Raw genomic sequence first — 24,376 nt, 5'->3', positions numbered from 1 at the left:
CTCAACGGTCCAACAATTGGAAAGTCAAAATGGCTTTGCCGACGATTTCATTTTCCAGGGAAACTTCCACTTCTACTTTGGCCGATTTTCGGCTGATGTCGAGAATCTGGGGTTTGACGAATACCAAGGTATCCAATTGGACCGGCTTCAGGAAATAAACAGACATGTTTTCCAACACACTGTCTTTTCGGTTTTTGGTTTTCAGCGCCGCTCCTGCCGCTTCCGTCAAGATCATCGTATAGGCACCATGGGAAATCGAGCCATAAGCATTGGTCATTTGCGGCGTTACCCGGAATTCCAACATCAATTTATCGCCCGTCTGCTGATGCAGCTGGCTTTTGATGATGTCATCGATCGTTTCGCCTTGCTGCGGCTGGCGTTGGGCGGTTTGAATCGCTTTCAGGACATCCTGCCTGCTGATGACCCCTTTTAATTTGCCGTGGTCATCTGCGACCGGCAGTAAATCGATGCCTTCCCAAATCATACGGTGCCCAGCAGCGGCCACACTGGTTTGCATCGAAACTGTGATTGGATCTTTGGTCATCGCTTTTTCAACCAAATCCGTCGGCTGATGGCCGATAACATCTCTTGATGTGATGATTCCCACCAGTTTATTGGAATGATCGACGACCGGAAAACCGCCATGGGTCGTTTCTTCATTCAAATCATGGTAACGGCTGATCGGATCTTTTACATTCAAATGTGCCGTCACTTCCAACGGAATCAAAATATCTTCAATCAATAGAATTTCTTTTTTGATCAATTGATCGTAAATGGCACGGTTGATCATGGTCGCTACAGTAAAGGTATCATAGCTTGTCGAAATGACCGGCAGTTCAAATTCATCCGCCAGTTTTTTCACCCCTTCAGATGCTTCAAACCCGCCTGTCACAAGTACTGCCGCTCCGGCTCGCAATGCATATTCATGTGCTTTGTAACGATTTCCGACAATCAGCAGATTGCCGGCTTCGGTATAGCGCATCATGTCTTCCAGTTGCATAGCCCCAATAACGAATTTATTGAGGGATTTATGCAATCCGGCTCTGCCGCCCAATACTTGGCCATCGACAATATTGACGATTTCAGCATAGGTCAGCCGCTCAATGTTCTCTTTTTTCTTGCGTTCGATGCGAATGGTTCCGACACGTTCAATCGTCGACACCAATCGTTTCGTCTCCGCTTCTTTGATAGCCCGGTAAGCAGTACCTTCACTGACCTGCAGATCTTTCGCAATGCGCCGTACGGAAATTTTCTCCCCAACCGCTAAAGTCTCAATATAATCCAATATCTGTTCATGTTTAGTCGCCATGATTTCACCCATTCTTTCTACGTAGCTGTACATTATAGTGTAGCATAATTAAGAGAAAAGTGGAGACGGGCGTTCTGGTCTGACAGGCGTAAGACGATCTGGCTGAGCGGCGTTTTTCCAGCCGCACGGTCTGAGTGGCTTACGTCCCGAGGGCCAGCCCGTCGCAAATGTACAAATCGAAAAGTGGAGGTGATCATGTTAGCCCTGATCGGCATAAGACAGACCGGCGAAGCGGCGTCTCTTCAGCCGCACAGCTGGGCAGGCTTATGACCAGAAGGGCTGATCGCCGCAACTGGACAATAGAAAAGTGGACGGAGCCAATGCAAGAGAGGACGTAAGAAAAACCGCTCATAAAAACTGAAACCCGAAAAGCCTCCGCTCTTCGGGTTTCTAGATCGCTATAATTCGATGCTGCCACCTGGCTTCAGAATATTCACTTCTGCATCTTTTACCAGTGACTTGAAATGCTCCGGATCTTGTTTGATTGGCGGGAATGTATTGTAATGGATCGGCACCACTACTTTCGGTTTTAACAATTCAACCGCATACGCTGCATCTTCCGGTCCCATAGTGAAAAAATCGCCGATGGGCACAAACGCTACATCAATTTCATTGCGTTCCCCAAGAATTTTCATGTCACCGAAAACTTCGGTATCGCCTGCATGGTAAACTGTCTTGCCTTCAGCCTTAAAGAGGATTCCGGCTGGCATACCGCCGTATACCACTTCGCCTTCTTCAGTAGTATAGGAAGAACTATGAAATGCTTTTGTGAATTTCACTACGCCAAAATCAAATTCATGGGCGCCGCCCAGATTCATTCCAGCAGCATTCACTCCCTGGCTGCCCAAATAATTAGCCAACTCAACTGGCGCCACAACTTGTGCATTATTGCTTTTTGCCAATTCCACAGTATCTCCAACATGGTCGTTATGTGCATGCGTCAATAAAATCGCCGTGGGTTTTTCATCCCCTACTTTCAAGTCTGTCAATTCGTTGCCGTTGATGAACGGGTCGATTAAAATCGTGTGCTCACCCGTTTTGATTTTTACAATGGAATGTCCGTGATATGAGATGTTCATGAAATCCCTCCAAAAAGTTTTTAAATAATGATGGATATAAGAGCTGAACTGGTTCTTTCTGATAAAAGCTGACAAAATGTCTTCATCCTGTTTTCGGGCTGATTGAATGGTGAAGCGCTGGTTAATCCAACTCACATAGCTGTTTTATACCCTGATTTTTGATATGCTACACATATAGAGGAGGAATACATATGACCAAAATCAAGCAATTACAGAATTATTTAAAGGAACAATCAATCGATGCGGCGTTCATCACCGATCCTTACAACGTCTTTTACGTCAGCGGTTTCCAAAGCAACCCGCATGAACGCCTGCTGGGTGTCATGGTCTTCGCTGAAGCTGAGCCGTTTCTGATCTGTCCGAAAATGGAAATGCCCGACGCAAAAAATGCAGGATGGACGGGCGAAATCATCGGGCACGAAGATACACAGAACTCTATGGAAATCCTGTTCAACACCGTCCAATCGCGTGGAGTTGAAGTGAAGGCATTGGCAATCGAAAAAGCGCATATGACGGTTGACCGTTACGATGCCATTCTTTCATTATTCGGCTCACTCCAAATTGTCCAACTGGATGATCAGCTGAATGCTATGCGGGTCATCAAAGACAATGCAGAACTTCAGATTCTGCGTGAAGCGGCAGCCTTGGCTGATTATGCCATCGAAGTTGCGGCCAAAACAATTAAAGAAGGCATCACCGAAGTTGAAGTGATGACTGAAATTGAATTGGCTTTGAAAAAACGCGGCGTAACCCATATGTCTTTCGATACGACCGTGTTGGCTGGAGATAAGGCCGCGTCGCCTCACGGCAAAACCGGTGACCGGAAACTGCAGAATGGTGATTTGGTTTTATTCGACCTTGGCGTTGTCCATAAAGGCTATTGTTCGGACATCACCCGCACATTGGCACTTGGTGAACCAGGCGAAGAGCAGAAAAAAGTATATGAGATTGTCTTGAAAGCTGAAACGGCCGCACTCGAAGCCGTCAAGCCAGGTGTTACCGCAGCTGAACTCGACCAGATTTCACGCAAGGTCATTACGGACGCTGGGTATGGTGATTATTTCACGCACCGCCTGGGACATGGCCTCGGCATTTCGGTGCATGAATTCCCTTCTATCCACGGGGCGAACCCGATGAAGATGGAAAAAGGGATGGTCTTTACCTTGGAACCCGGCATTTACGTTCCGGGCACAGTCGGCGTTCGCATTGAAGATGATGTGGCGGTCACAGAAGACGGCTATGAAGTATTAACGAAATACCCGAAAGAACTTCAGATCATTACAAATTAATTATAAAAAGGGCAACGGATTTCTCCGATGCCCTTTTTTATTGTCCCAATACATCGTCGACTGACTTATATTCCAGCCCCTGATCAGCAGCCACTGCCTGATACGTAACATGGCCTGCTAGTGTATTGACTCCTTTTTTCAAAGCTTCGTTTTCGAGGATTGCCTGTGCAAATCCTTTATTCGCAATCTGCACCGCGTAGGGTACTGTGACGTTCGTCAAACCAATTGTCGAAGTTCTGGGAACAGCACCGGGCATATTCGCGACTGCATAATGAACGACTCCATGTTTCACATAGGTCGGTTCATCGTGGGTCGTGATGCGATCACTGGTTTCAAAAATTCCGCCTTGGTCAATCGCGATATCAACAACCACGGAACCTGGGTTCATGGATTTGATCATGTCTTCTGTCACCAATTTAGGTGCTTTCGCCCCCGGAATCAAAACAGCTCCAATAACCAAATCCGCCTTTTTCACGGATTCTGCAATATTCAGCGGATTGGACATCAAGGTCTGTACATCCTGACCGAACTGGTCATCCAATTGACGCAAGCGATCGGGATTCAAATCCAGGATCGTCACATTCGCCCCCATTCCAACGGCTACTTTTGCAGCGTTGGTTCCCGCTACACCTGCACCGATTATGGCAACATTCCCTCGGCCGACGCCGGGAATACCGCCTAGCAGAATCCCTGCACCGCCGTGTATCTTCTCGAGGAACTGAGCTCCGATCTGCGTGGACATCCGGCCTGCCACTTCACTCATTGGTGTCAGCAACGGCAAGGAATTGTTGGGCAACTGCACCGTTTCGTACGCAATGCCTGTCACTTTAGCTTCCAGCAATGCCTGAGTCAACTCTTTTTCAGGCGCTAGATGCAGATAGGTGAACAGAATCAGTCCTTCCCGGAAATAACGGTACTCTTCCTGGACGGGTTCTTTTACTTTCATGACCATTTCCTGTGCCCAGGCTTCGTCCGCTGTTTCAACAATTTTCGCACCAGCTGCACTGTAATCTTCATCGGTAAAACCGGAACCCAGACCAGCGCCCGACTGAATAAATACATCATGCCCATGAACTTCAAGATTGACTACGCCGGCCGGTGTCATGGCTATTCTGTTTTCATTGTTCTTTACTTCTTTCGGTACACCAATTCGCATTTCGAAACCCTCCATCATTTTAAGTAGTTTAATCCGGTACAATAGATTGTTTATTCTGATATCTACTTTATTCTATCAGACTTCACTTGTTTCCGCTGTCATATCAGCTGCCCTCCTTTCTGATGCTTTTACCAGAAGGACTCATCACCGTCTTTAATTTGACAAATATCAGTAAAATTAACTTCAATTTAGAAGGAACTCTTGCAGTTATAGCGAATGGTATAAGTAGAGACAAAGGAGGAATGTAGGATGACATTAAAGTATAGTCAGATTCTTGTAGCAGTAGACGGGTCAAAAGAAGCGGAATGGGCATTCAAAAAATCGGTCGGCATAGCTGAGCGGAACAATGCCACATTAAATTTGGTGAACGTAATCGACACCCGCTCATTTGCAGCAATTGAAGCATATGACCGCTCCATCGCCGACCGCGCCCAAAAATTCGCCGAAGACCTGCTGGAAGATTATAAGAAAGAAGCTTTAGCAGGCGGGGTTCAAAAAGTGAATATTGTTGTTGATTATGGTTCTCCAAAAACAATGATTTCAAGAGAGTTGGCTCAAAAAGTGGAAGCAGACCTTATCGTCTGTGGTGCTACCGGATTAAATGCAGTTGAACGTTTCTTAATCGGAAGCGTATCTGAACACATTGTCCGTTCTGCAAAATGCGATGTTTTGGTCGTCCGTACAGAAGAAGCCCAAAACGATGCTCCCGATGAATATTATTCAGAAGACAAATCAGGTAAACCTGAAAACTTCTAAAATAACAGACGAAAAAAGCCTCTCACATAATTTTGTGAGAGGCTCTTTCGTTTTATTAAGCTTTTATTTTGATGATTATTTTTCCTCTGGCATGATGAGATTCACTTAACTCATGTGCATCTTGCAAACCTCGTTCAGTAAATTCAAATACTTCACCGATTGTAGGCTTCAATTCGCCAGATACATAAAGGTTTGCTAACTTTTTTAATTGCTCTCCACTCGGTTCCAGCCAAAAGTCACTGGCCTTCACTTCGTGTTGCTCCGCTTTTTCAGCAGAAGGCTGTCCAGCAATGGAGATCAATTTCCCACCTTTTTTCAGGACCTTAAAGCTTTTATCGAGAACTTCGCCGCCCATCGTATCCAATACTGCGTCGAAATCTTCCAGCAGCTCGCTGAAATCTTCTTCACGGTAGTTGATGACCCGATTGGCTCCCAAAGATTTAACCAATTCATCGTTTTTATCGCTGGCCGTTGTCGCCACATAAGCACCGATGCTGTTGGCAATTTGAATGGCCATACTGCCGACACCGCCGGCTCCCGCATGGATCAGCACTTTGTCGCCTTTTTTCACTTCTGCAAAGTCCACAAGACATTGGTAAGCTGTCAATCCCGTCAACGGAATTGCGGCCCCCTCTTCGAATGTCATACTTTCCGGCATATGCGCAAGCAAGTCTTCATCCACAGGCACATATTCTGCATAGGTTCCTTGACGCGTAGTTGCAGGTCTTGCGAAAACACGGTCGCCCACTTTAAAGTGCTTTACGTCTTTGCCAACTTCAGCAATGGTGCCTGCTGCATCCCAACCTAAAATAATTGGAAACTCCCAAGGCAGCATCTCTTTCAAATATCCTTCACGCAATTTCCAGTCAATCGGGTTGATGGAAGTAGCATGGATCTCCACCAGAACCTGATTGTCCGTAATTGCCGGTTTATCCACTTGCTGTTCCTTTAATTGTTCTTTGCCGCCGTAACTGTCAATGACGATTGCTTTCATCTCACATCTCTCCTTCCGTTATTATCAAATATACCCTTATACAGAAAAATTACTCATAAAAAACTTGGTGATATTTGGTGGTAAAGCGTCTTACCAGGTTTCGTGCAGAATGGTATCCCATCCGGATTCAGGGTCACATTCCCGCAGAACATATATCGCTTCAGTTTCGGAAGTCAGAATCAGGATTGATTCGCATTGTCTGATGACAACTTCTTCAGAACTGAACTGATCTTCTCTATTATTTTCTACGGACTCAATTTTGTTGCCATCAAAATGCAGATCATGATAGATGGGATCACCTTCTGTCGTGTAGCTGATCACTCTTACGGCATCTTCTTCTCCATTTTCCGTGTGTTCATAAAACTCATACAGGCGCTCCCCGTTCGTGATTTCGCCTTGAGCATCTTCGATGATATCTCCTTCTTCAAACGATTCCCGGTTGCAGGCAACTGCTGTTGCTGCTATCAACACCAGTAAAGCGATTCGTTTCATCTCTACACCTCCCATTGCAGATTAGACGCATTGCGTATTGAAAAATTACAGGTCTCTTCATTGGCCGGTTTTCTGATACACATTTCTCTGGTAACTACGCAAGCTTTCTGTCAATTGTTTCCTTTAGTGCACAATATGGTATCATTAAAACTGTTCGTTCAAAGAGGTTCGCAAACTCCCTCTCTAAAAAACTAAGGAGTGTTACAGATGAAAAATGAAAAAGCAGTCGTTGTTTTCAGCGGCGGCCAGGACAGCACCACTTGTCTGTTTTGGGCCATCAAGAATTTTAAGGAAGTGGCCACGGTCACATTCGATTATGGCCAGCGCCATTCAGCTGAAATTGAATGTGCACGAAAAATCGCAGAAGAACTCGGCGTCTCTTTCAAAGTATTGGATATGACTTTGATCAATCAATTATCCGCGAATGCATTGACGCGTGATGATATTGAAGTCACCGATGAAGAAGGGCAACTGCCTTCCACTTTTGTGCCAGGCAGAAACCACTTATTCCTGTCGTTTGCAGCGGTTTATGCAGATGCCATCGGTTCACGGCATTTGATCACCGGTGTCAGCCAAACGGATTTCAGCGGCTATCCCGATTGCCGCGATACTTTTATCCGTTCGTTGAATGTCACATTGAATTTGGCCATGGACAAGCAATTCATTATCCACACGCCGTTGATGTGGCTGGATAAGTCCGAAGTCTGGGAGCTCTCCGATACACTTGATGCATTTGAGTTTGTCCAGGAGAAAACACTGACCTGCTATAACGGCATTCCGAGCACCGGCTGCGGAGATTGCCCTGCCTGTCAATTGCGCAACGAAGGGCTCGCCCGTTATCAAACGAAAAAATCGGCAGGTACAATCGTATGATGCAGCAATTTTATCCGACAGCTACGCATAACTTTCAATTCGAACTCAATAAAGACCTGCATTTCTCTGCAGCACATTTTATTCCCAGCGAAGATGCCGGAAAATGCCGGATGATGCACGGCCATACTTACCACCTGAACATTACCATTGCCGGCAATGAGCTTGACGCTACCGGTTTCCTGATTGACTTTAAATTACTGAAAGAATTGATTCATAAAAAATACGACCACAGTGTCTTGAATGATCATCCTGAATTTGCAACTAAATTTCCCACTACTGAATTGCTTGCCCAGCAGGTTTGGCAGTCCATTCAGCATGTGCTGAAAACGAAAAGCAACCGGCCCGACTGCCTGCAGGTCATTGTCCGCGAAACGCCGACAAGCTATGTGGTCTACCGGCCGCGCAAGGAGGACCTGTCATGAGAATTCCCGTCATGGAAATCTTTGGTCCGACTATACAGGGAGAAGGCATGGTCATGGGGCAAAAAACCATGTTCGTGCGCACCGCTGGATGCGACTATTCCTGCTCTTGGTGTGATTCAAAATTCACTTGGGATGGCACAGGCACCAGCACTTCCAAGCAGCCTGGAGAAATTATTGAAGAATTGATCCGCATAGGCGGCAAGGCATTTTCACACGTCACCATTTCCGGAGGCAATCCTGCACTCCACAAGGGCATAGCTGAATTGGTCGATCTTTGCCACCAGCAGGGCTGGAAAGTTGCTGTTGAGACACAGGCCTCTATTTGGCAAGACTGGCTGGCAGCAATCGATGACATCACATTATCACCTAAACCACCCAGCTCAGGCATGTCGACGGATTTTGCCAAATTGGATTTCTTTATCGACAAACTGCAAAACGCCAATGTCAGTTTGAAAGTCGTTGTATTCGACCAGGATGATTTTGCCTATGCAGAAAATCTTCATCAGCGTTATCCAGCTGTTCCGTTCTTTCTTCAGACCGGCAATGAAGACACAGCGACAACGGATGACACGCAGCTGGTCGCCGATTTGCTGCAGCGGTACGAGCAATTGATCGATTACCATGTACGCTCTTCCGTTATGAACGACGTGAAGGTATTGCCTCAATTGCACACGTTGGTTTGGGGCAATAAACGCGGCGTATGACAGTTGGCCGAGTAGAATATCTGTTAGTTTCTTTATAATCGAAAGACCCCGTGCAAACTTTTCGCTAAGTTTGCACGGGGTCTTTTCACGTTACGCTTTTTTGACGAATTCCGATTTCAGCTTCATTGCGCCAAAACCATCAATTTTGCAATCGATGTTATGGTCGCCTTCTACCAAACGGATACTCTTTACTTTAGTGCCAATCTTCAAAGTAGAAGAACTGCCTTTGACTTTCAAATCTTTGATGACAGTAACCGCGTCTCCATCTTTCAGAAGCGTGCCATTGGCATCTTTAACAAGCTGTTCTGCTTCCGCGTTTTCAGCCTCAGCTACAAGGCTCCACTCGTGAGCGCATTCCGGACATACCAGCAAGCGGCCATCTTCATACGTATACTCAGAGTTGCATTCGGGACAATTCGGTAAATTTTCCATTGATTTTTCCTCCAGCTGGTCTTGCAGTATCTCAAGCAACTGGCAGACCGATCATTTTCTCCAGTATACCAGAATCGAATGCTGACCGGTCTGCCTTATTTCACGACGAGAACTGGACAATGCACATGATTTAAGACTTTATGGCTGACGCTCCCTAAAACCATTTCAGAAATCGGATTCAACCCTCTGCTGCCGATGACCACCAAATCAAAATTGCCGTCATTAGCCAGCTCGATGATGACTGGCGCCGGCCGGCCATGCATGATTTCCGTTTTATAATAGATATTTTCATGCTCCAATGATTCTCTGACAGGCTGGATTTTTTTCTTACGCGACAGTTCAAACTCAATCGAACCGCCATCATGCACTTCTTCGTTGCTGTCTTCGTTGAAATCCGAAACATATAACACCGTCACTTCCACACCTTTTATCAGAGATGCCAGTTGTGCGGCTTGTTTGCCAGCCCGCATGGAATTCTCCGAACCGTCTACGGCTAATAAAAAAGATTGATACATTTTATCCACTCCTTCGACTGTTTTTCCGAGGCATGGCGGCAAAATAGTCTGTTACGAGTACTATTCGACTCCCTTTCGAAATTCCCTCTACTGAAATAAAAACAGATGAGCCTAAGCATCACCTGTTCCTGCTTTTCTATTTTATTTAGCTTGCTTGTACGTCAAGGTTTTTCCTGTAAAACCAAACAGCACAGTCAATAATGGAGACAAGAGGCAAAAGAAGGCGAAAGGAAGATAATCAAGCGTCGAAACACCGATGACCCCTGTAATAAAGATTCCACAGACGCTCCAGGGTACGAGTGGATTGACCACGGTCCCTGCATCCTCCATCACTCGGCTAAGGTTTTTCCCCGCCAGCCCTACTTTGTCATAAGGTTCTTTAAATGCTTGCCCAGTTAACAATATCGACAAGTATTGTTCGCCGATCAGCACATTGATGCCGATTGCCGTTAAAGCAGAAGCAGCAATGACAGATGAAACCTTTTTCAGCAAGCTCTCTATAGTTGCCAGCAAACATTGGACAATGCCCAATGTAAACAACAAGCCACCCATGCTGAGTGCGAGCAGCACCAATGCCACAGTGAACATCATACTTTCCATTCCGCCGCGGGACAGCAATGCATCAATTTCTTCAATCCCTGTCGTGGATACGTACCCACTGAACAGTACTGAAAAAATCTCGGATGCCGTCGAACTCTGATGGAGAAAAGAAATGAAGATAGCGGATATCGAGCTCAAAGCCAGCGTCATTAATGCGGGTATTTTCATGAGTGTCGAAATGATCAGTACAGCCAATGGGATAATCGTATACCAGTGAATCATCCCGGTGGTTTTAAGCCCTTCTTTAAAGAGCGTTACGTCTTGCACACTTGCGCCAGCTGTTTCAGGAGAAAGCAACGCAAACAAAATTAATGTAATGCCAAATGCCGGAATAGTTGTCCAGCCCATATTGCGAATATGTTCAAACAGGTCCACTCCAACAATTGTGGAAGCCAGATTCGTCGTATCAGATAACGGTGACATTTTATCTCCAAAAAAGGCACCTGACACAATCGCTCCTGCTGTAATCGCCAATGACAAATCCATTGCTGTCGCCATACCGATAAAAGCAACCCCGATTGTCGCAACGGTCGTCAAGGAACTGCCGATGGACAAGCCGATCAATGAAGTCACAATAAAGACAATGGCGTAGAAGAACGTCATGGAAATCAACGTGAATCCCGTGAAAATCAGTGTCGGAATGGTTCCGCTGATCATCCAGCTGCTGATAAGTATGCCGATAAAGAAAAACAGGAATACGGCACTCATTCCAGCTCCGGCCCCTTCCACCAAGCCTTTTTCCAGCGTCCGGTACGACACTTTCTTCAACAAGCCATAGCCGAACAGCAATAGAATCGACAACAGAATCGGAATATGCGGAACCGATTCAAAGCGGATGATGCTGATGCTGATCAACAGAAAAATAATAACTATCAGTGCAAATGCTTCTGCAAATTTCGGTGTAATCACCGGTTTGATCTGGTACATATTGAACACTCCTTTTTCCTATAAAAAAAAAGAGAAAACCACTCATCCCCATAAAGGGACGAAGGTTTTCTCCGCGTTACCACCCAATTTGATGCTTTGACAGTTCAAAACATCCACTTCTTTTCGAAACGATCCCAACTGATGGTGTATTTCATCCAATTTGCTGCCTGAATTCACACCTGCCATCCAGTCTCTTGCTGCTGCACACAAATTGCCTACTAAATCATCGATCGCTTTATTTATCAATAGTTGATTTTTTAAAAGTATATTGAAATAGATTCTACCAGTTCTCTTCCTCAAGTCAATACTTTTTAGGAAAAATTTGATTTCACTACATGGGTTTTTGCAATCCAATCATAAAGTGACTGTTTGTTTTTCGTGAATATAGCCATGAGAATATACAAAAAAATCAATGCGTAGACCAAGCCGCCCACAACATAATCCATTAACTGAACTGCTCCATCCCCTAAATAAATCATACGGTATGCCATGAAATGGGACAATTCCCAAGGCAAAAATTTTAATGCAGTCCGCAAGACAGCACGGGAAACGGAAATCGCTTGGCGGTTTTCATCAACCACTTGAATATGGATTTTGCGTTTGCCCAATGATTGCCTGCCCAGACGCGAATCCGTAACAACAAAATAAAGCGAAACCGGTAAAGTGACCAATAAGAAACCGGTCAGCTGAGCCTTTCCTGGAGAAGCTTGAAATAATTCCTGAAGAGAGGGAATTAAAAACAGCGAAACAACCATCACCAACAGCAAGTAGCCAAAAATCAATAAATAATCAGCGGCAAAAGCCTGGAACCGCAGCCACAATCCTGCAGGCATCCTATCCCTCCTCTTTTTAGCTATCACGTTACCACAGAGATCGCCCGGCACTTTCCCAATGAGCAGGCTTCGACAAGAGAGGCGGCAAGCAAGTGTCTGCATCTCCCTTTGCCGAATTTACTTGCATTTGCGTCAGAAAAATAGCGCCTGTTAAATCGACTCCGCTTAAGTTGCAATCCCGCAGGTCCGCACCGATAAAATCCGAATTCCTTAAATCGGAATCACTCAAATCGGCACCAATCAAGTATGCACCTCTAAAATTCGCGCCTCTTATATCGCGTCCCTTAAGTTTCTCCCCCATCAAGTTCGCTCCCTGGTAATCCGGGCCTTTTTTCTTCTGCTGTTTTTTGCCTAAACGTCCCGATTCAAGACGGACCTGTTCACTGACTTGCACAAGCAATTCGTTAATGGATCGGCGCATTTTCGGCAGATTTGCAGCCAATAGCTGTTCAGCAGATGCTTGTGTCAATTTATCGGTTTCCCGTCTGCTGTTTTGCAGAGTTTCCTGTAGCTGCCTATCAGTGCAGCGCTCGATTCCCTCGGTGAGGTACAGCAGCATTTCCTGGAGCTGCTGCATAATCGGCAGTACTTGAAACATTTGGGAAGCTGATTTCGGATCGTCTTTCCAACTAATGCCCCCGAATGTCTGCTGCGATACTTTTTGTCCAGCCCCAAGACAATCGAATGTTGTGCAGCCGCTGTAGCCGGAAAGCTTTAAGTTCCGATGGATGGCACAGCGAAAATCATCCTGCAGGTTTTTGCAGGCAATGCCCCTTTCCTTGTCGACCGGAAAGTCGGCTGAAACGGTAAAGGCCAGTGCCACGCAGCATAGCCCAAAACAATTGGCACAGTCCGCCTGAAAAGTGCTGGAGTCAAAGGCAGGTTGCAGATTGGCATGCATATCGGTTTCCTCCTTATATCCGAATATTCAATCAACTATAGTATACACATTCTATACCAAGAATTTAATCTAGAATTTTCCTCATAGAAAAAAGGCAAAGGATAGACTCCCTTGCCTTTCGTCATTTGCCGTTCATTACGTACCCATTTTACGGCGGTTATTGCTGACTTTCTTTGATTGCTGGCTCTTCATTTTCTTGGTTGAAAGTGAAGCGTTGCCGCCAGACTGTTTGCCTGACTCCTGGTTTTTTTTAGCTTCCAATTGGCGTTTTACAGCTTCCTGCAAACTAACTTTTTTCGGCGCTTCGTTTGACTCAGTCATTGCGCATCCCTCTTTTCATTAAAATAGTGCATATGGATGTTTTATAGCTTAAGTATAGCATAAACACGCTTCTCTATTCTTTGTTTTCTTTAAACCAACCTGCAACCTGTGAGAAGAATTTAGACATGGATTCCGGTTTGGACATATTCGGAACGCGTGCCAACAGCACTTCCTTCGGTGCTTTGACGCCTTCTTGCTTTTTCTGCAAAACCAAAATCCCTTTAGCGTGGGCCGAGTTCTTGAACAGGGTTTCCGGCAATTCCATGACAGCCTGGATATGGGCATGTTTTTTCAGGAAACTATGCAATTGGCTCGCCTGCGCTGATTCAAATAAAGCTTTCGGCACGATAAAAAACAGATATCCGCCTTCAGCCGTATGCTTCAATGATTGTTCGATAAAGAGGTGGTGAGCATAGGACATGCCTTCATCCGCCTTCAACTCATAAGTTGCTGCTGTTTCCTCGTCGGGATAATAGCCCACTGGCAGATCTGAAACCACTACGTCCACCGGGTCGATCAATAAAGGCTGCAGCGCATCCTGCAAATAGAAAGTGATGGGCTGTTCAACCAGGTTGCCGGCATTGGAAGCCAGTCGAATCAACAGGTCATCCAGCTCTACACCCGCTCCTGTCATTCGGCCGTCCAAGTAATTCATTACAGTCAGCAGCAGATTGCCAGTGCCGACAGCCGGATCCAAAATAACGGCCTGTTCTTTTTTAACGAATAATTCCACCAGATAGCCGACCAATAACCCAAGTGCGTCCGGAGTCATTTGATGATGCGGCTGAATATGCTCTTTCATGCCTTTAAGTACAGCCAGCTGAAGTGCTTTACGGATGTCTTCCTTGCTGGCTCCCTCCTCGGGCTTGATGATGCCGTCCAGCCAATTTTCAGTAGTGGTCAACAGACTTTCCAAATAAGCATTATCCTGCTCTTTCTGGATAGCCGTTGTGTGATTATCAATAAAATTAAATGTCTTTTCCATCATAGAATTCATGCTTTCGCCGTCCTCAATAAGGAAACCCACTCTCCCGAGTGGGTTTCTAGTATTAGTTTGTTAATTCTTTAACTGCGTTCAACGCTTTTTCGTAATCCGGATGGTCCGTTCCTTCAGGCACATACTCTACATATGCAATTTTGTCGTTTCCATCAATGACAAAAATCGAACGGGCAAGCAATCGCAGCTCCTGCATCGTCACGCCATAAGCTTCACCGAATGACAGGTCACGATGATCGGATAAAGTCGTAATCGCGTCCACTTTATTGATTTCCGTCCAACGCTTTTGCGCAAACGGCAAATCAGCAGAAATCGTCAGAACCTCCACATCGTCACCAAGGGAAGCCGCTTCTTCGCTGAAACGTTTCGTCTGATCTGAGCATACGCCCGTATCCAGTGAAGGCACTACGCTGACCAATCGGATTTTTCCGGCTGTATCCTTAAGCGTCACCGGTTCCAAACCTGTTGACAGGACTGTAAACTCCGGAGCCTGCTCTCCAACTTTCACTTCTTTGTTCGGTAAAGTCACAGGGTTTTTCTTGAATGTAATTTGTACCAATTAAAGCGCCTCACTTTCGTCTTCCATCTATCATACTAAACCGCGCTGGTCTCATGCAACCCAGACCCGTCTGTACGTTTCTTCACTACATTGTTTTTTCTGAAAGATTCTTCGTGGACCACTGTCGTATCTGCGATAAAATCATGAACTCCTTGTTTTAAGGGCGTAAAGCCGACAATCCAGTAAAGCGGCCAGATGGTCACTGAAAGGAAGCGGCCAATCCATTCACGGAACAGCAATGTCGTCCATGACAAGTGATTGGACTTTAAAGATACCACACGGATGCCCATGATCATTTTTCCGACCGTCTGTCTGAAGAATTTGGTCATCAGTACAAAATAGCCATAGAAGACGATGGCTGACATGATGGCAAATGGTGCATACCACGAGGTTTCAGTTGTTTCAAGACCCATTAAAGCAAAGGCGGGTTTGATCAAAATCGATGTAAGGGCTGTAATGATCAGTAAATCAATCAAATATGCCCAAAACCGAACCCAAAACCCCGCAGGTTTCCGTTCGTAAAAAAGAACTTCCTCGTAGCTCGGCGTTTCGGGACGATGCGGCGCGACTTGAACTTCTGTTGCTGTTTCATTCGTTTCGTGGTCTGTCATCATGGTCCCTCCTTATTTATCACCGTATAAATACATCATACGAGGAGAACTATACTCAGTAAGCATTTTCGAAATCATTTGAGTTTCAATATCATTGCCGAAGAAAGAACTCATTTTCATCGACAGGAGCGATTCCCATCCTTGTGAAGCTCCATATTGGAACACCTGGGCATTGCCCAGTTCGAAATCAGCTTTCACTTGTTCGATGACATCTTCTTCAAATCCGAAATCGTCTGCCAGATTTGCTTCAACTGCTTGACGGCCATTCATGATTCGCCCATCAGCAACAGCTTTGACTTGTTCTTCAGTCATGCCTCGGCCTTCTTCAATAACATCCACAAATGACTCGTACGAATCATCCAGCATCGTTTGAAGAAGAGCACGCTCATCTTCTGTCATATCACGCGTCGCACTCATAATATCTTTGTATGGACCTGACTTGATGGTCACAAAGTCAACGCCGTACCGCTCAGCCAATTCACCATAATTGACGCTCTGCATAATGACGCCGATTGAACCCGTCAAAGTTTCTTCGTTCACAAAAATCTTTTCAGCTGGTGCCGCAATATAATAACCGCCTGATGCAGCCATGGCTCCCATTGAGACATAAAAAGGCTTTTGCGTTTCTTCCTGGATTTCAGTGATTTTATCGTAAATCTCTGCAGATTCCACTACGCCTCCACCTGGTGAGTTTACTGTAAGCACCACGGCTTTAACTGTAGAATCCTCTTTCACATTTTCCAATTGTTCCATGAAGGAAGAGTGGTTGTAGCCGGTTGTACCAAATAGAGATGCCGCTTCACCGGTATCCTGGATGGCGCCATCTACATTCAACACGGCGACCCGATTATCGAAATCTCCATCTTCCATGACAACTTCCGAGAGGCTTGATTGTGTAGTCGCCATTAATTCATCGACACTTTCGCCAAATCCGCTTTGAAGAAAAGCGAACGCTGAATTGATGACCAGCGAAATCCCCAATACGGCTGCAGCTACTACTAAAGCGATCCATCGTTTCGTATTCATTTAAGCAATTCCCTCCTTAGTTTCTACTTCTTACTATACGGGAAACACTGGCAAATGTTTCATTGGAAAAGGAATTTTATGCCGAAATTTTGCGATTAGCTTTCCGGATGCCCCGCGCCTCAAGAAATTTCGACGATGTGAAAAGAATCAATGCACTCCAAATCAACGAAAAGGAAATCAAATCTACCGCATCAAACGCTTCGCCATAAATGAATACTCCGATCAACAGCATCAGTGAAGGCGCAATGTACTGCAGGAATCCGATCATGTACAAAGGAATTAACGGAGCACCAATAGCAAAAAGCAATAATGGCAGTGCCGTGACCAATCCGCTGGCAATCAGCAAAACGTCTGTCGTCAATCCGATCTGCAAAAAGGACACACGGTCTATCGACATCAAATAGACATAATAAGCGATGGCAATCGGGAAAACAAACAAGGTTTCAATCGCTAATCCACGAAGCGCATCCAAACGGATCGTTTTCTTGATGAGGCCATAAAAAGCAAAGCTGAAGGCCATTCCCAATGCCAGCCACGGCAAAGAACCGAACGAAAATGTTAAAATCAAAACGCCTGTTGCAGCCAATAGAAAAGCTATTTTAATAGCAGGCGAGAGTTTCTCCTTCAGGAAAAGAGCCCCCAATAGCATGGAAATCAACGGATTAATGTAATAGCCAAGGCTGGTCTCGACAATCCGGTCTTCGGAAACCGCATAGACATACAAAAACCAGTTTGCAGAAATCAGAAAAGAGGCCAACATCAGCAAAAAGAATTTTTTCTTGGAAGCCCACAACATTTTCAAATCAAGCCAAAGCTGTCGGCCGCCATTCAATAGAAGAATAAAACCCAGCGTCAGCAAGAACGACCAAATAATCCGGCCAGCCAGGATTTCATCTGCCGGAACATGATCGATCTGTTTCCAGAATATCGGCATAAATCCCCATAATGTGTAAGTTAAAATAATGACTAAAACGCCTTTTTTAGAATCTGTCATCCTGCATCGCGCACCATTCTGTTTTTTATTTTATATTTCGAAATAATAGTCTCATTATAGGCTGACCGCACACAGAAAGTAAATAAAGACAAACTCCTTGAAATAAGGAATTTGCCTTGTGAAAATGGATATTACATTGTTCGGATACTGCAGTTTGAGCGGTATCGCTGATGTCATTGAAATCAGCCAAAGAAAGTGTGGATCATTATTTCTTTTGGTTTTCCTGCTGGCGCAATTCCACTCGCCGAATTTTGCCGGATGCCGTTTTCGGCAATTCCTGACGAAAATCAATAGCGCGCGGGTATTTATACGGTGCCGTCAATTCTTTGACATAGTCTTGCAGTTCCTTCACTAAGTCGTCGGAAGCTTCGTAATCCGCTACCAATACCACAAATGCTTTAACGATCGTGCCCCTTATTTCATCCGGTGCACCGATGACCGCACATTCCTGTACAGCCGGATGCTGGACCAGCGCATCTTCCACTTCGAACGGCCCAATTGTGTAACCGGACGAAATGATGATGTCGTCTCCCCTTCCTTCAAACCAGAAATAACCATCATCGTCTCTTGACGCTTTGTCTCCTGTGACATAATACTCCCCGCGGAATTGCATGCTGGTGCGCTCCGGATCTTTAAAGTATTCCTTGAACAAAGCAGGTGTGTCCACATGGACCGCGATGTCCCCTACTTCTCCGGTAGCGCATGGCTGGCCGAAATCATCAATGATTTCCACTCGGTTGCCGGGCGTTGGTTTCCCCATTGAGCCGGTACGGGCTTCCATGCCTTTCATCACACCGACAAGCAATGTATTTTCAGTCTGTCCATAGCCGTCCCGCACTTCCAGGTTGAAGTGATTTTTAAAGACATTGATTACTTCTGCATTGAGTGGTTCTCCAGCTGACACGGCACTGTGCAAAGCAGATAAATCATATTTCGCTAAATCTTTTTGTTTCGCCATCAACCGGTATTCTGTCGGTGTGCAGCACAGCACGTTAATTTTGCGCTTCTCCAAAAGCTCTAAATAGACAGCCGGATCGAATTTGCCATTGTAGACAAAACCTGTTGCTCCACTGCCGAGCGTTGCCAGGAACGGGCTCCAAATCCATTTTTGCCAGCCCGGACTCGCTGTAGCCCATACGACATCGCCTTCCTTCGCTCCCAGCCAGTGTTCAGCGGATGTCCGAAGATGGGCATATGCCCAGCCATGGCTGTGGACTGCGCCTTTTGGATTGCCGGTGGTTCCTGATGTATATGACAAAAATGCCATATCGTCTTTCTTTGTCGGTGCTGCTATGTATTCGGCAGAAGCGGTTTCCATTTCATCCAATAAGGATATCCAAGACTGATCAGATTGGCCGATGACAAACTTGACGACATTATCCATTTCCTTGACGCCTTCAAATTGGTCCATGAACGGCTCATAAGCAATGACTGCTTTGGCATCACTGTGGTTCAAACGGTAGGCAATGTCTTTGGCTCTAAGCATTTCCGAGCTTGGAATGACCGCCAATCCGGCTTTCAAAGCACCAATGTATGCAACATAGGCTTCAATCAAACGCGGCACCATCACCAGGACCACATCGCCTTTCACCAATCCCGCTTTTTCAAAACTATTTGCTGCACGGTTGGCGCGCTGCATTAATTCATCATATGTAACTTGCTGTTTCTCGCCTTGGCCATTTTCCCAGAGAATCGCCAATTTCCCGTCTCCTTTGGCGTATCGCTCGATTTCCTCGACCAGGTTATACGATTCCGGTGCTACTAATTCTTCTCGTTTCACAGTGATTCCCCCTTGCAGATAATGTGATTATTATACTCCTATCATTATACAGGAAATTTTTAAGTATTCATATAATTTCATATAGTGGGACTATGAGATGAAACGGATTACTTTTTCGCCTTGAATTTTATTTGTAGATATTGGATTTTTAACGGGTGACAGGTTAAATGCATCTACAAGAACAAATTGAGTTTCTTTCAACGATTTCAGAGCGGCTACAGGCATATGCCCTCTTTCTTCCTGAACTAGTTGGTCCTTTACATGCACTTCCTCCCCCCTTACCTGAATTCGAGCTGTTTCACAAAAGTTCCAGCCAATGAATGGAAGCTTTCCGCACCACGAACAGCTATAGAAAGAGTGCTGCACTTTATCGAAGCAAAGCTTATACACAGTGTCGGACCTTTCGCCCACCGAGCGCAGTGTGCATCTTCAATTTCTGCATAATTCATGTAGGCATGCAGAAACTTCAGGTAGAGAAGCAACTAGTTAAGGCAGCAGCATCACTTACTCCAGTAGACCTCCGAATCGCTCATGCAGAACCGTCAACTCATCCTATCCAATCACAAAACCACATGCGCCCTCTTCAACTCCATGTAAAACAATAAGATTGTTCACAATAAAAAAGAGCCGCCCAAATAGGCAGCTCCGTCTTTATAACAAATCTTCAAATTGATTTACTTTTACGCGCGGAAACTTGATGATTTCCCGCTCCGCCACAGCTTCCTGGATCAATTCATCAAATGAAACGAAGTTTTCATAGTACTCCACTTTTTCAAGCTTTGGTTTGGTTTTTGGATTTGCTGGGGTAAAAATGGTGCAGCAATCTTCAAACGGCCGGATGGAAATATCATAGGTCCCGATTTTCTGGGCCGTCTCGATAATCTCCAATTTATCCGCAGCAATCAACGGACGCAGGACTGGGGTATTCGTTACGGCATTGATGGCCTGCAGGCTTTCCAGCGTCTGGCTGGCCACTTGACCCAAGCTTTCACCGGTGATGATGGCACGGCAATTGGTTTCATTCAAAACCAAATCAGCGACACGCATCATCATGCGTCGTGTAGAAGTCATCGTAATATTATCAGGAACCTGCTTATGCACTTCCTGCTGAAGCTTGGTGAATGGAATGATGTGCAGATTGACGGAAGAGCCGAATTGCGACAGTTTTTCGGCAAGATCAAATACCTTTTCCTTGGCACGGTCGTTGGTGAATGGCGGGCTGAAGAAATGAATCAGCTCCAACCGGACGCCACGCTTCAGCATATGATAACCCGCAACCGGACTGTCCAAACCACCTGACAGCATCAATAATGCCTTGCCGCCTGCACCGACCGGCAAGCCCCCGGCTCCTTGAATGACTTCCGCCATCATATAGACCGCTTCTTCACGTACTTCCACTTTCAGGTCGATTTCCGGATCTTTCATTTGGACTTTTAAATCCGGAAAAGCTCTCAGCACGTGTGAGCTCAGCTCTTTCATAATTTCCGGTTTTTCATGCGGAAACTCCTTGAACGGCCGCTTCACGGATACTTTGAAGCTCTTATCGGTATCCTGGATTTTTGCGACCACAGCTTCCGCTGTCCGCTTCATCGCTTCCAAATCCAATTCACATGCGGTCACAGGGCTGAACGATTGGATGCCGAATACTTGCGGCAAACGTTCAATCACCTGTGCCAATTCCTCTTCATCGTCTGAGGTAATGAACATCCGGTCACGTTCCGCTTTGATGCGGATCTTTTCCAAATCAGAGAAAGTCTGTCTGACGTTGTCGCGCAGCCTTCCAATAAATGAACTCCGGTTTTTGCCTTTGGTTGACAGCTCGCCATAACGGACGAGAATTTGATTGGTTTTCATATAAGGTTAAACTCCTTTAATCATGCGGTATACCCGCTGAAATGCTCTTTTTAGGGAAATGATGTCCTGTTTTTCAGTAAATGCTCCGAAACTGATCCGCATGACACCGTCTTTAAACTCGCGCGGCAGACCGATTGCCTGACTCACGTGGCTGGTGTCCTTGCTTTTAGAAGAACAAGCACTGGAAGTAGAGACGATTACCGACTCTTTTTGCAATCCAGATACCAGTATTTCACCTTTTATTCCTTTGACGGCCACCGCCAGGATATGTGGAGCCGCGCCTTTAGGACTAACGATTTTCACGCCTTTAAATTCCGAGAAAAATTGGCGCAGATCTTGATTCCATTGGTGATGCTGCGGGTTCGGCTGTGCCAGCCTTACTGCTTTCGAAAGCGCAACTGCATTCGGGACAGAAACAGTGCCGCTCCGAATTCCATCTTCCTGTCCGCCGCCGTATTGAATAGCCTGCAGTTCAACACCTGTATAGGCCAATAATCCGCTGCCTTTCAAACCATGAATTTTATGGCCTGATAGGGTCAATAAATCCGGCATCGCTGTCGGGTCCAATGTCAGCTTGCCAATGCTTTGGACAGCATCGACATGAAAGATAATTCGGCGTTCTTTCAGCATACCCGCGATTTCTGCAATAGGGTGGATGGTGCCGATTTCATTATTGACATGCATGAGTGATACTAGAATCGTATCGCTTCGCAAAGAATTCTTCAACTCATCGATATCAATTTCCCCCGCGTAGTTTACAGACAGACGCGTCACTTCAAAACCTTGTTGTTCCAATGCTGCCAGGCTGTTCAAGACCGAAGGATGCTCAGTTTGGGCGGTGACAATATGCCTGCCCCGGTGCTGGTAACTTTTTGCTGTGCCCATCAAAGCCAAATTATTCGATTCTGTTCCGCCAGAAGTGAAGATGACTTTATCCATGTGCAATAGGTCCTTCAATTGCTTACGGGCCGTTTCCAGCAAATCTTCAGCTTGATTGCCAAGTGCATGCAAAGAAGCCGGATTGGCATAAAATTGCTCATTTACTTTTATGAATGCTTCAAGCACTTCTTGTTTCGGCTTAGTTGTTGCGCTATTGTCCAGGTAATTCATTCTGTAACCTCCGAAAAAGAAAACCACCAGCTCAAATCCGCTGGTGGTTTTGCCTTTTGTTTTTTAGATGTTCCAAGCGTCTTCTTTGACCAGTACTTCAATCCGTTTCATTGAACCCGGTTCAAAGTTTTCAACCGCAGTAGCCGCTTCTTCCAATGCTTTCGAATAACGAAGCTGGCGGAATGACTCTTCGGCTTCTCCAAGTTTAGCATCTAATTGCTGATTCGACTTCCGGTAACGGTTGCCATATTGAATAATGCGTTCAATCAACAACACATTTTCTACCATCTCAACGGCTTTATCATGAACGTCATCAATACTTTTTTCTGCCTGCTCCAAATAATTGTCCACAAGCTTCATGTTCAATGGCACTTCACGCAAAGTTTGCATCGCAACAAAAAGATGTTCTTCAGCTTCTTCGAGGCGCACATCCATATCTTCCGGAATTCCAGGGATATTGGCTTTATGCAAGATGCGATCCGTTTCCTGCAATTTGCGTTTCAGCTGCTCCACTTTAGCGTTGGCATTGGTTTCTTCAACACGCAAGTTCTTCAATGCTGTCATGAAATCGTTTTGTGTCGAATCGACAATCGACAGATCTTCACGTATATGCATCAGTTCTTCCTGCAAACTTGAATAAGCGGATTGGTCTTCTTCTAAGCGCGTACGCAATAAGTCGTAGCGTTGCGCCAATTGCTCCATTTTTTCTTTGCATGCTTTTGGAATGGCAGCTTCGCTTTCACTAATCTTGTAGCTATGCTGCACGTAGCGGCTTTCCTCTTCCATTTCCTGTGTATCGCGTGCCACAACTTCCAAATGGCGTTCTGTATCTATTTGGAATTCATCGACATAATGCTTTGCTTCAACTTCTTTTTCCAACAATTCATAGAACGAGTCGATGCGGTCTTTTATTTTTTCTACTGCGATTTTTGTTTGGGCAATTTCCAGCTGGGCGATGTTTTCTTCTAACACTGCCAATTCTTCTTCTATCTCATCGAGTTGAAGCGTGAGCTCCAAGTGGCCAAGATAATACGACTGCTCTTCCATTTCGCTCTTGCCTTGACGCAATTCAGCTATATAAGAAGGGATCTTATTGTGGACATCAGCCAACAATGATGGAATGTCATCTGCCAATAAAAACGCTTCTTCGCCTTCAGTTGATAAACTGATGACAATTTCGCGGGCTTTTAAGTAATTGCCTTCAGTCGTCAATTTTTCGTATTCATCAAACATCGGAATGAATGACTCCAACTTTTTCTCTAGTGGCGCAGCTGCAGCACCATAAGAATGCTGATGAGCCAATAGATTCTTACGGGCGCGGCGGTATTTTTCCTGAATCAGATCAATTTCGTTGCGATTCTTTTCATCGCTGCCGATCAATTCTGCCAGTTCCACCAGGATACCGTTCATATCTTTATCTACATTATCAATTTTGACTTCAGTTTCCTGTTCGATCTTCGTCGCTTTACCGAAACGGAAACGGTTAATGGCTTCCTCAGCGTCATAGAGAGAAGCATCGATTTTAGGAATGTGGACATCCATGATTTCAGTCCACACATTGCGCCAGCGTTCGAACATTTCTTCTGTCTGGCCATTCATGTTCAGCTGTTTCACTTTAGTCAGTTCTTCAAGTATCGGTTTATTTTGTATTTGCAGTTTTAATTGTTCTAAGCGCTCAATTTCAGCCAAATGTTTTTTACGAAACATAAAGCCGATGATTATTATCGCTAATAGAATGATGACCGCAATGATGATATACTCCATCATAAGTCATATAGCCCCCTGTTCCAAAATCACATTACCAGTTATACGTAAATGTATTCATGATTCTTTTATTTTAAC

At 45.3% G+C, this 24,376-nt stretch carries 26 protein-coding genes and 1 riboswitch; of the genes, 5 read left to right on the top strand and 21 right to left on the bottom strand.

Annotation, left to right across the window (positions count from 1 at the left end; all coding sequences use genetic code 11):
* Position 1: 1 nt before the first annotated feature.
* Complete coding sequence (locus H9630_RS17330) at positions 2-1,309, bottom strand: DRTGG domain-containing protein (RefSeq protein ID WP_191716740.1); 1,308 nt, start codon at positions 1,307-1,309, stop codon at positions 2-4.
* A 398-nt stretch (positions 1,310-1,707) separates the two neighbouring features.
* Positions 1,708-2,388: a metal-dependent hydrolase gene (locus H9630_RS17325; protein WP_191716739.1), complete on the bottom strand. Its 681-nt coding sequence runs from the start codon at positions 2,386-2,388 to the stop codon at positions 1,708-1,710.
* Positions 2,389-2,579: 191 nt separating this feature from the next.
* Here H9630_RS17325 and H9630_RS17320 point away from each other — a divergent pair, with 191 nt between their 5' ends.
* A complete protein-coding gene (locus H9630_RS17320; RefSeq protein WP_191716738.1) occupies positions 2,580-3,677 on the top strand; it encodes a M24 family metallopeptidase in 1,098 nt (365 codons plus the stop codon).
* A gap of 37 nt (positions 3,678-3,714) precedes the next feature.
* On the opposite strand, the gene ald is transcribed toward H9630_RS17320, so the two are convergent.
* Entirely contained in the window at positions 3,715-4,833 is a 1,119-nt protein-coding gene (ald, locus tag H9630_RS17315; RefSeq protein ID WP_191716737.1) for an alanine dehydrogenase, read from the bottom strand.
* 249 nt (positions 4,834-5,082) lie between these two features.
* Here ald and H9630_RS17310 point away from each other — a divergent pair, with 249 nt between their 5' ends.
* Positions 5,083-5,589 carry a universal stress protein gene (locus tag H9630_RS17310; protein ID WP_191716736.1) on the top strand — a complete coding sequence of 169 codons (507 nt, stop codon included), beginning with the start codon at positions 5,083-5,085 and terminating at the stop codon, positions 5,587-5,589.
* A 55-nt stretch (positions 5,590-5,644) separates the two neighbouring features.
* Here H9630_RS17310 and H9630_RS17305 read toward each other — a convergent pair whose 3' ends face one another.
* Both H9630_RS17305 and H9630_RS17300 read right to left on the bottom strand, forming a co-directional pair.
* Entirely contained in the window at positions 5,645-6,583 is a 939-nt protein-coding gene (locus H9630_RS17305) for an NADP-dependent oxidoreductase (protein ID WP_191716735.1), read from the bottom strand.
* A gap of 90 nt (positions 6,584-6,673) precedes the next feature.
* Entirely contained in the window at positions 6,674-7,075 is a 402-nt protein-coding gene (locus H9630_RS17300) for a DUF4362 domain-containing protein (RefSeq protein WP_191716734.1), read from the bottom strand.
* Positions 7,076-7,232: 157 nt separating this feature from the next.
* Positions 7,233-7,276, top strand: a riboswitch (PreQ1 riboswitch).
* A gap of 6 nt (positions 7,277-7,282) precedes the next feature.
* Here H9630_RS17300 and queC point away from each other — a divergent pair.
* The 3 genes from queC to queE are packed head-to-tail and all read left to right on the top strand — an operon-like array spanning position 7,283 to position 9,074.
* On the top strand, positions 7,283-7,948 hold the full coding sequence (gene queC / locus H9630_RS17295) for a 7-cyano-7-deazaguanine synthase QueC (protein WP_191716733.1): 666 nt from the start codon (positions 7,283-7,285) through the stop codon (positions 7,946-7,948).
* Positions 7,945-8,370, top strand: coding sequence for a 6-carboxytetrahydropterin synthase QueD (queD, locus tag H9630_RS17290; RefSeq protein WP_191716732.1), 426 nt, complete (start codon positions 7,945-7,947; stop codon positions 8,368-8,370). Before queC ends, queD begins: the two co-directional genes overlap by 4 nt.
* On the top strand, positions 8,367-9,074 hold the full coding sequence (gene queE / locus H9630_RS17285; RefSeq protein WP_191716731.1) for a 7-carboxy-7-deazaguanine synthase QueE: 708 nt from the start codon (positions 8,367-8,369) through the stop codon (positions 9,072-9,074). Before queD ends, queE begins: the two co-directional genes overlap by 4 nt.
* A gap of 90 nt (positions 9,075-9,164) precedes the next feature.
* Here queE and H9630_RS17280 read toward each other — a convergent pair whose 3' ends face one another.
* From H9630_RS17280 to ezrA, 16 genes are all read right to left on the bottom strand, one after another.
* Positions 9,165-9,506, bottom strand: a complete 342-nt coding sequence (locus H9630_RS17280; protein ID WP_191716730.1) for a zinc ribbon domain-containing protein YjdM — start codon at positions 9,504-9,506, stop codon at positions 9,165-9,167.
* Positions 9,507-9,601: 95 nt separating this feature from the next.
* A complete protein-coding gene (locus tag H9630_RS17275) occupies positions 9,602-10,021 on the bottom strand; it encodes a universal stress protein (protein WP_191716729.1) in 420 nt (139 codons plus the stop codon).
* A gap of 141 nt (positions 10,022-10,162) precedes the next feature.
* Complete coding sequence (nhaC, locus tag H9630_RS17270) at positions 10,163-11,548, bottom strand: Na+/H+ antiporter NhaC (RefSeq protein ID WP_191716728.1); 1,386 nt, start codon at positions 11,546-11,548, stop codon at positions 10,163-10,165.
* Between the two features lie 311 nt (positions 11,549-11,859).
* Positions 11,860-12,381: an RDD family protein gene (locus tag H9630_RS17265; protein ID WP_191716727.1), complete on the bottom strand. Its 522-nt coding sequence runs from the start codon at positions 12,379-12,381 to the stop codon at positions 11,860-11,862.
* Between the two features lie 28 nt (positions 12,382-12,409).
* Positions 12,410-13,282, bottom strand: coding sequence for a pentapeptide repeat-containing protein (locus tag H9630_RS17260; protein WP_191716726.1), 873 nt, complete (start codon positions 13,280-13,282; stop codon positions 12,410-12,412).
* A 135-nt stretch (positions 13,283-13,417) separates the two neighbouring features.
* Complete coding sequence (locus H9630_RS17255; RefSeq protein ID WP_191716725.1) at positions 13,418-13,603, bottom strand: hypothetical protein; 186 nt, start codon at positions 13,601-13,603, stop codon at positions 13,418-13,420.
* Positions 13,604-13,676: 73 nt separating this feature from the next.
* The gene (locus H9630_RS17250; protein ID WP_191716724.1) at positions 13,677-14,600 is read right to left on the bottom strand and encodes a class I SAM-dependent methyltransferase; all 924 of its coding nucleotides are present in this window, start codon (positions 14,598-14,600) and stop codon (positions 13,677-13,679) included.
* Between the two features lie 52 nt (positions 14,601-14,652).
* Entirely contained in the window at positions 14,653-15,159 is a 507-nt protein-coding gene (gene tpx / locus H9630_RS17245; RefSeq protein ID WP_191716723.1) for a thiol peroxidase, read from the bottom strand.
* A gap of 35 nt (positions 15,160-15,194) precedes the next feature.
* Positions 15,195-15,770 (bottom strand): RDD family protein, encoded by a 576-nt coding sequence (locus H9630_RS17240; protein ID WP_191716757.1) that lies wholly within the window; start codon positions 15,768-15,770, stop codon positions 15,195-15,197.
* A gap of 12 nt (positions 15,771-15,782) precedes the next feature.
* Positions 15,783-16,796, bottom strand: a complete 1,014-nt coding sequence (gene sppA / locus H9630_RS17235; protein ID WP_191716722.1) for a signal peptide peptidase SppA — start codon at positions 16,794-16,796, stop codon at positions 15,783-15,785.
* Between the two features lie 76 nt (positions 16,797-16,872).
* Positions 16,873-17,790: an EamA family transporter RarD gene (gene rarD / locus H9630_RS17230; protein ID WP_191716721.1), complete on the bottom strand. Its 918-nt coding sequence runs from the start codon at positions 17,788-17,790 to the stop codon at positions 16,873-16,875.
* Positions 17,791-17,995: 205 nt separating this feature from the next.
* Complete coding sequence (gene mbcS / locus H9630_RS17225; RefSeq protein ID WP_191716720.1) at positions 17,996-19,570, bottom strand: acyl-CoA synthetase MbcS; 1,575 nt, start codon at positions 19,568-19,570, stop codon at positions 17,996-17,998.
* A gap of 90 nt (positions 19,571-19,660) precedes the next feature.
* The gene (locus tag H9630_RS17220; protein ID WP_191716719.1) at positions 19,661-19,837 is read right to left on the bottom strand and encodes a hypothetical protein; all 177 of its coding nucleotides are present in this window, start codon (positions 19,835-19,837) and stop codon (positions 19,661-19,663) included.
* 384 nt (positions 19,838-20,221) lie between these two features.
* Complete coding sequence (gene thiI, locus H9630_RS17215) at positions 20,222-21,424, bottom strand: tRNA uracil 4-sulfurtransferase ThiI (RefSeq protein ID WP_191716718.1); 1,203 nt, start codon at positions 21,422-21,424, stop codon at positions 20,222-20,224.
* Between the two features lie 6 nt (positions 21,425-21,430).
* Positions 21,431-22,534 (bottom strand): cysteine desulfurase family protein, encoded by a 1,104-nt coding sequence (locus H9630_RS17210; RefSeq protein ID WP_191716717.1) that lies wholly within the window; start codon positions 22,532-22,534, stop codon positions 21,431-21,433.
* A gap of 63 nt (positions 22,535-22,597) precedes the next feature.
* Complete coding sequence (ezrA, locus tag H9630_RS17205) at positions 22,598-24,301, bottom strand: septation ring formation regulator EzrA (RefSeq protein WP_191716716.1); 1,704 nt, start codon at positions 24,299-24,301, stop codon at positions 22,598-22,600.
* Between the last annotated feature and the right edge of the window lie 75 nt (positions 24,302-24,376).

Source organism: Planococcus wigleyi, from assembly GCF_014836985.1.
GTDB lineage: Bacteria > Bacillota > Bacilli > Bacillales_A > Planococcaceae > Planococcus > Planococcus notacanthi.
This window is presented reverse-complemented; position numbering and strand designations above follow the sequence as displayed.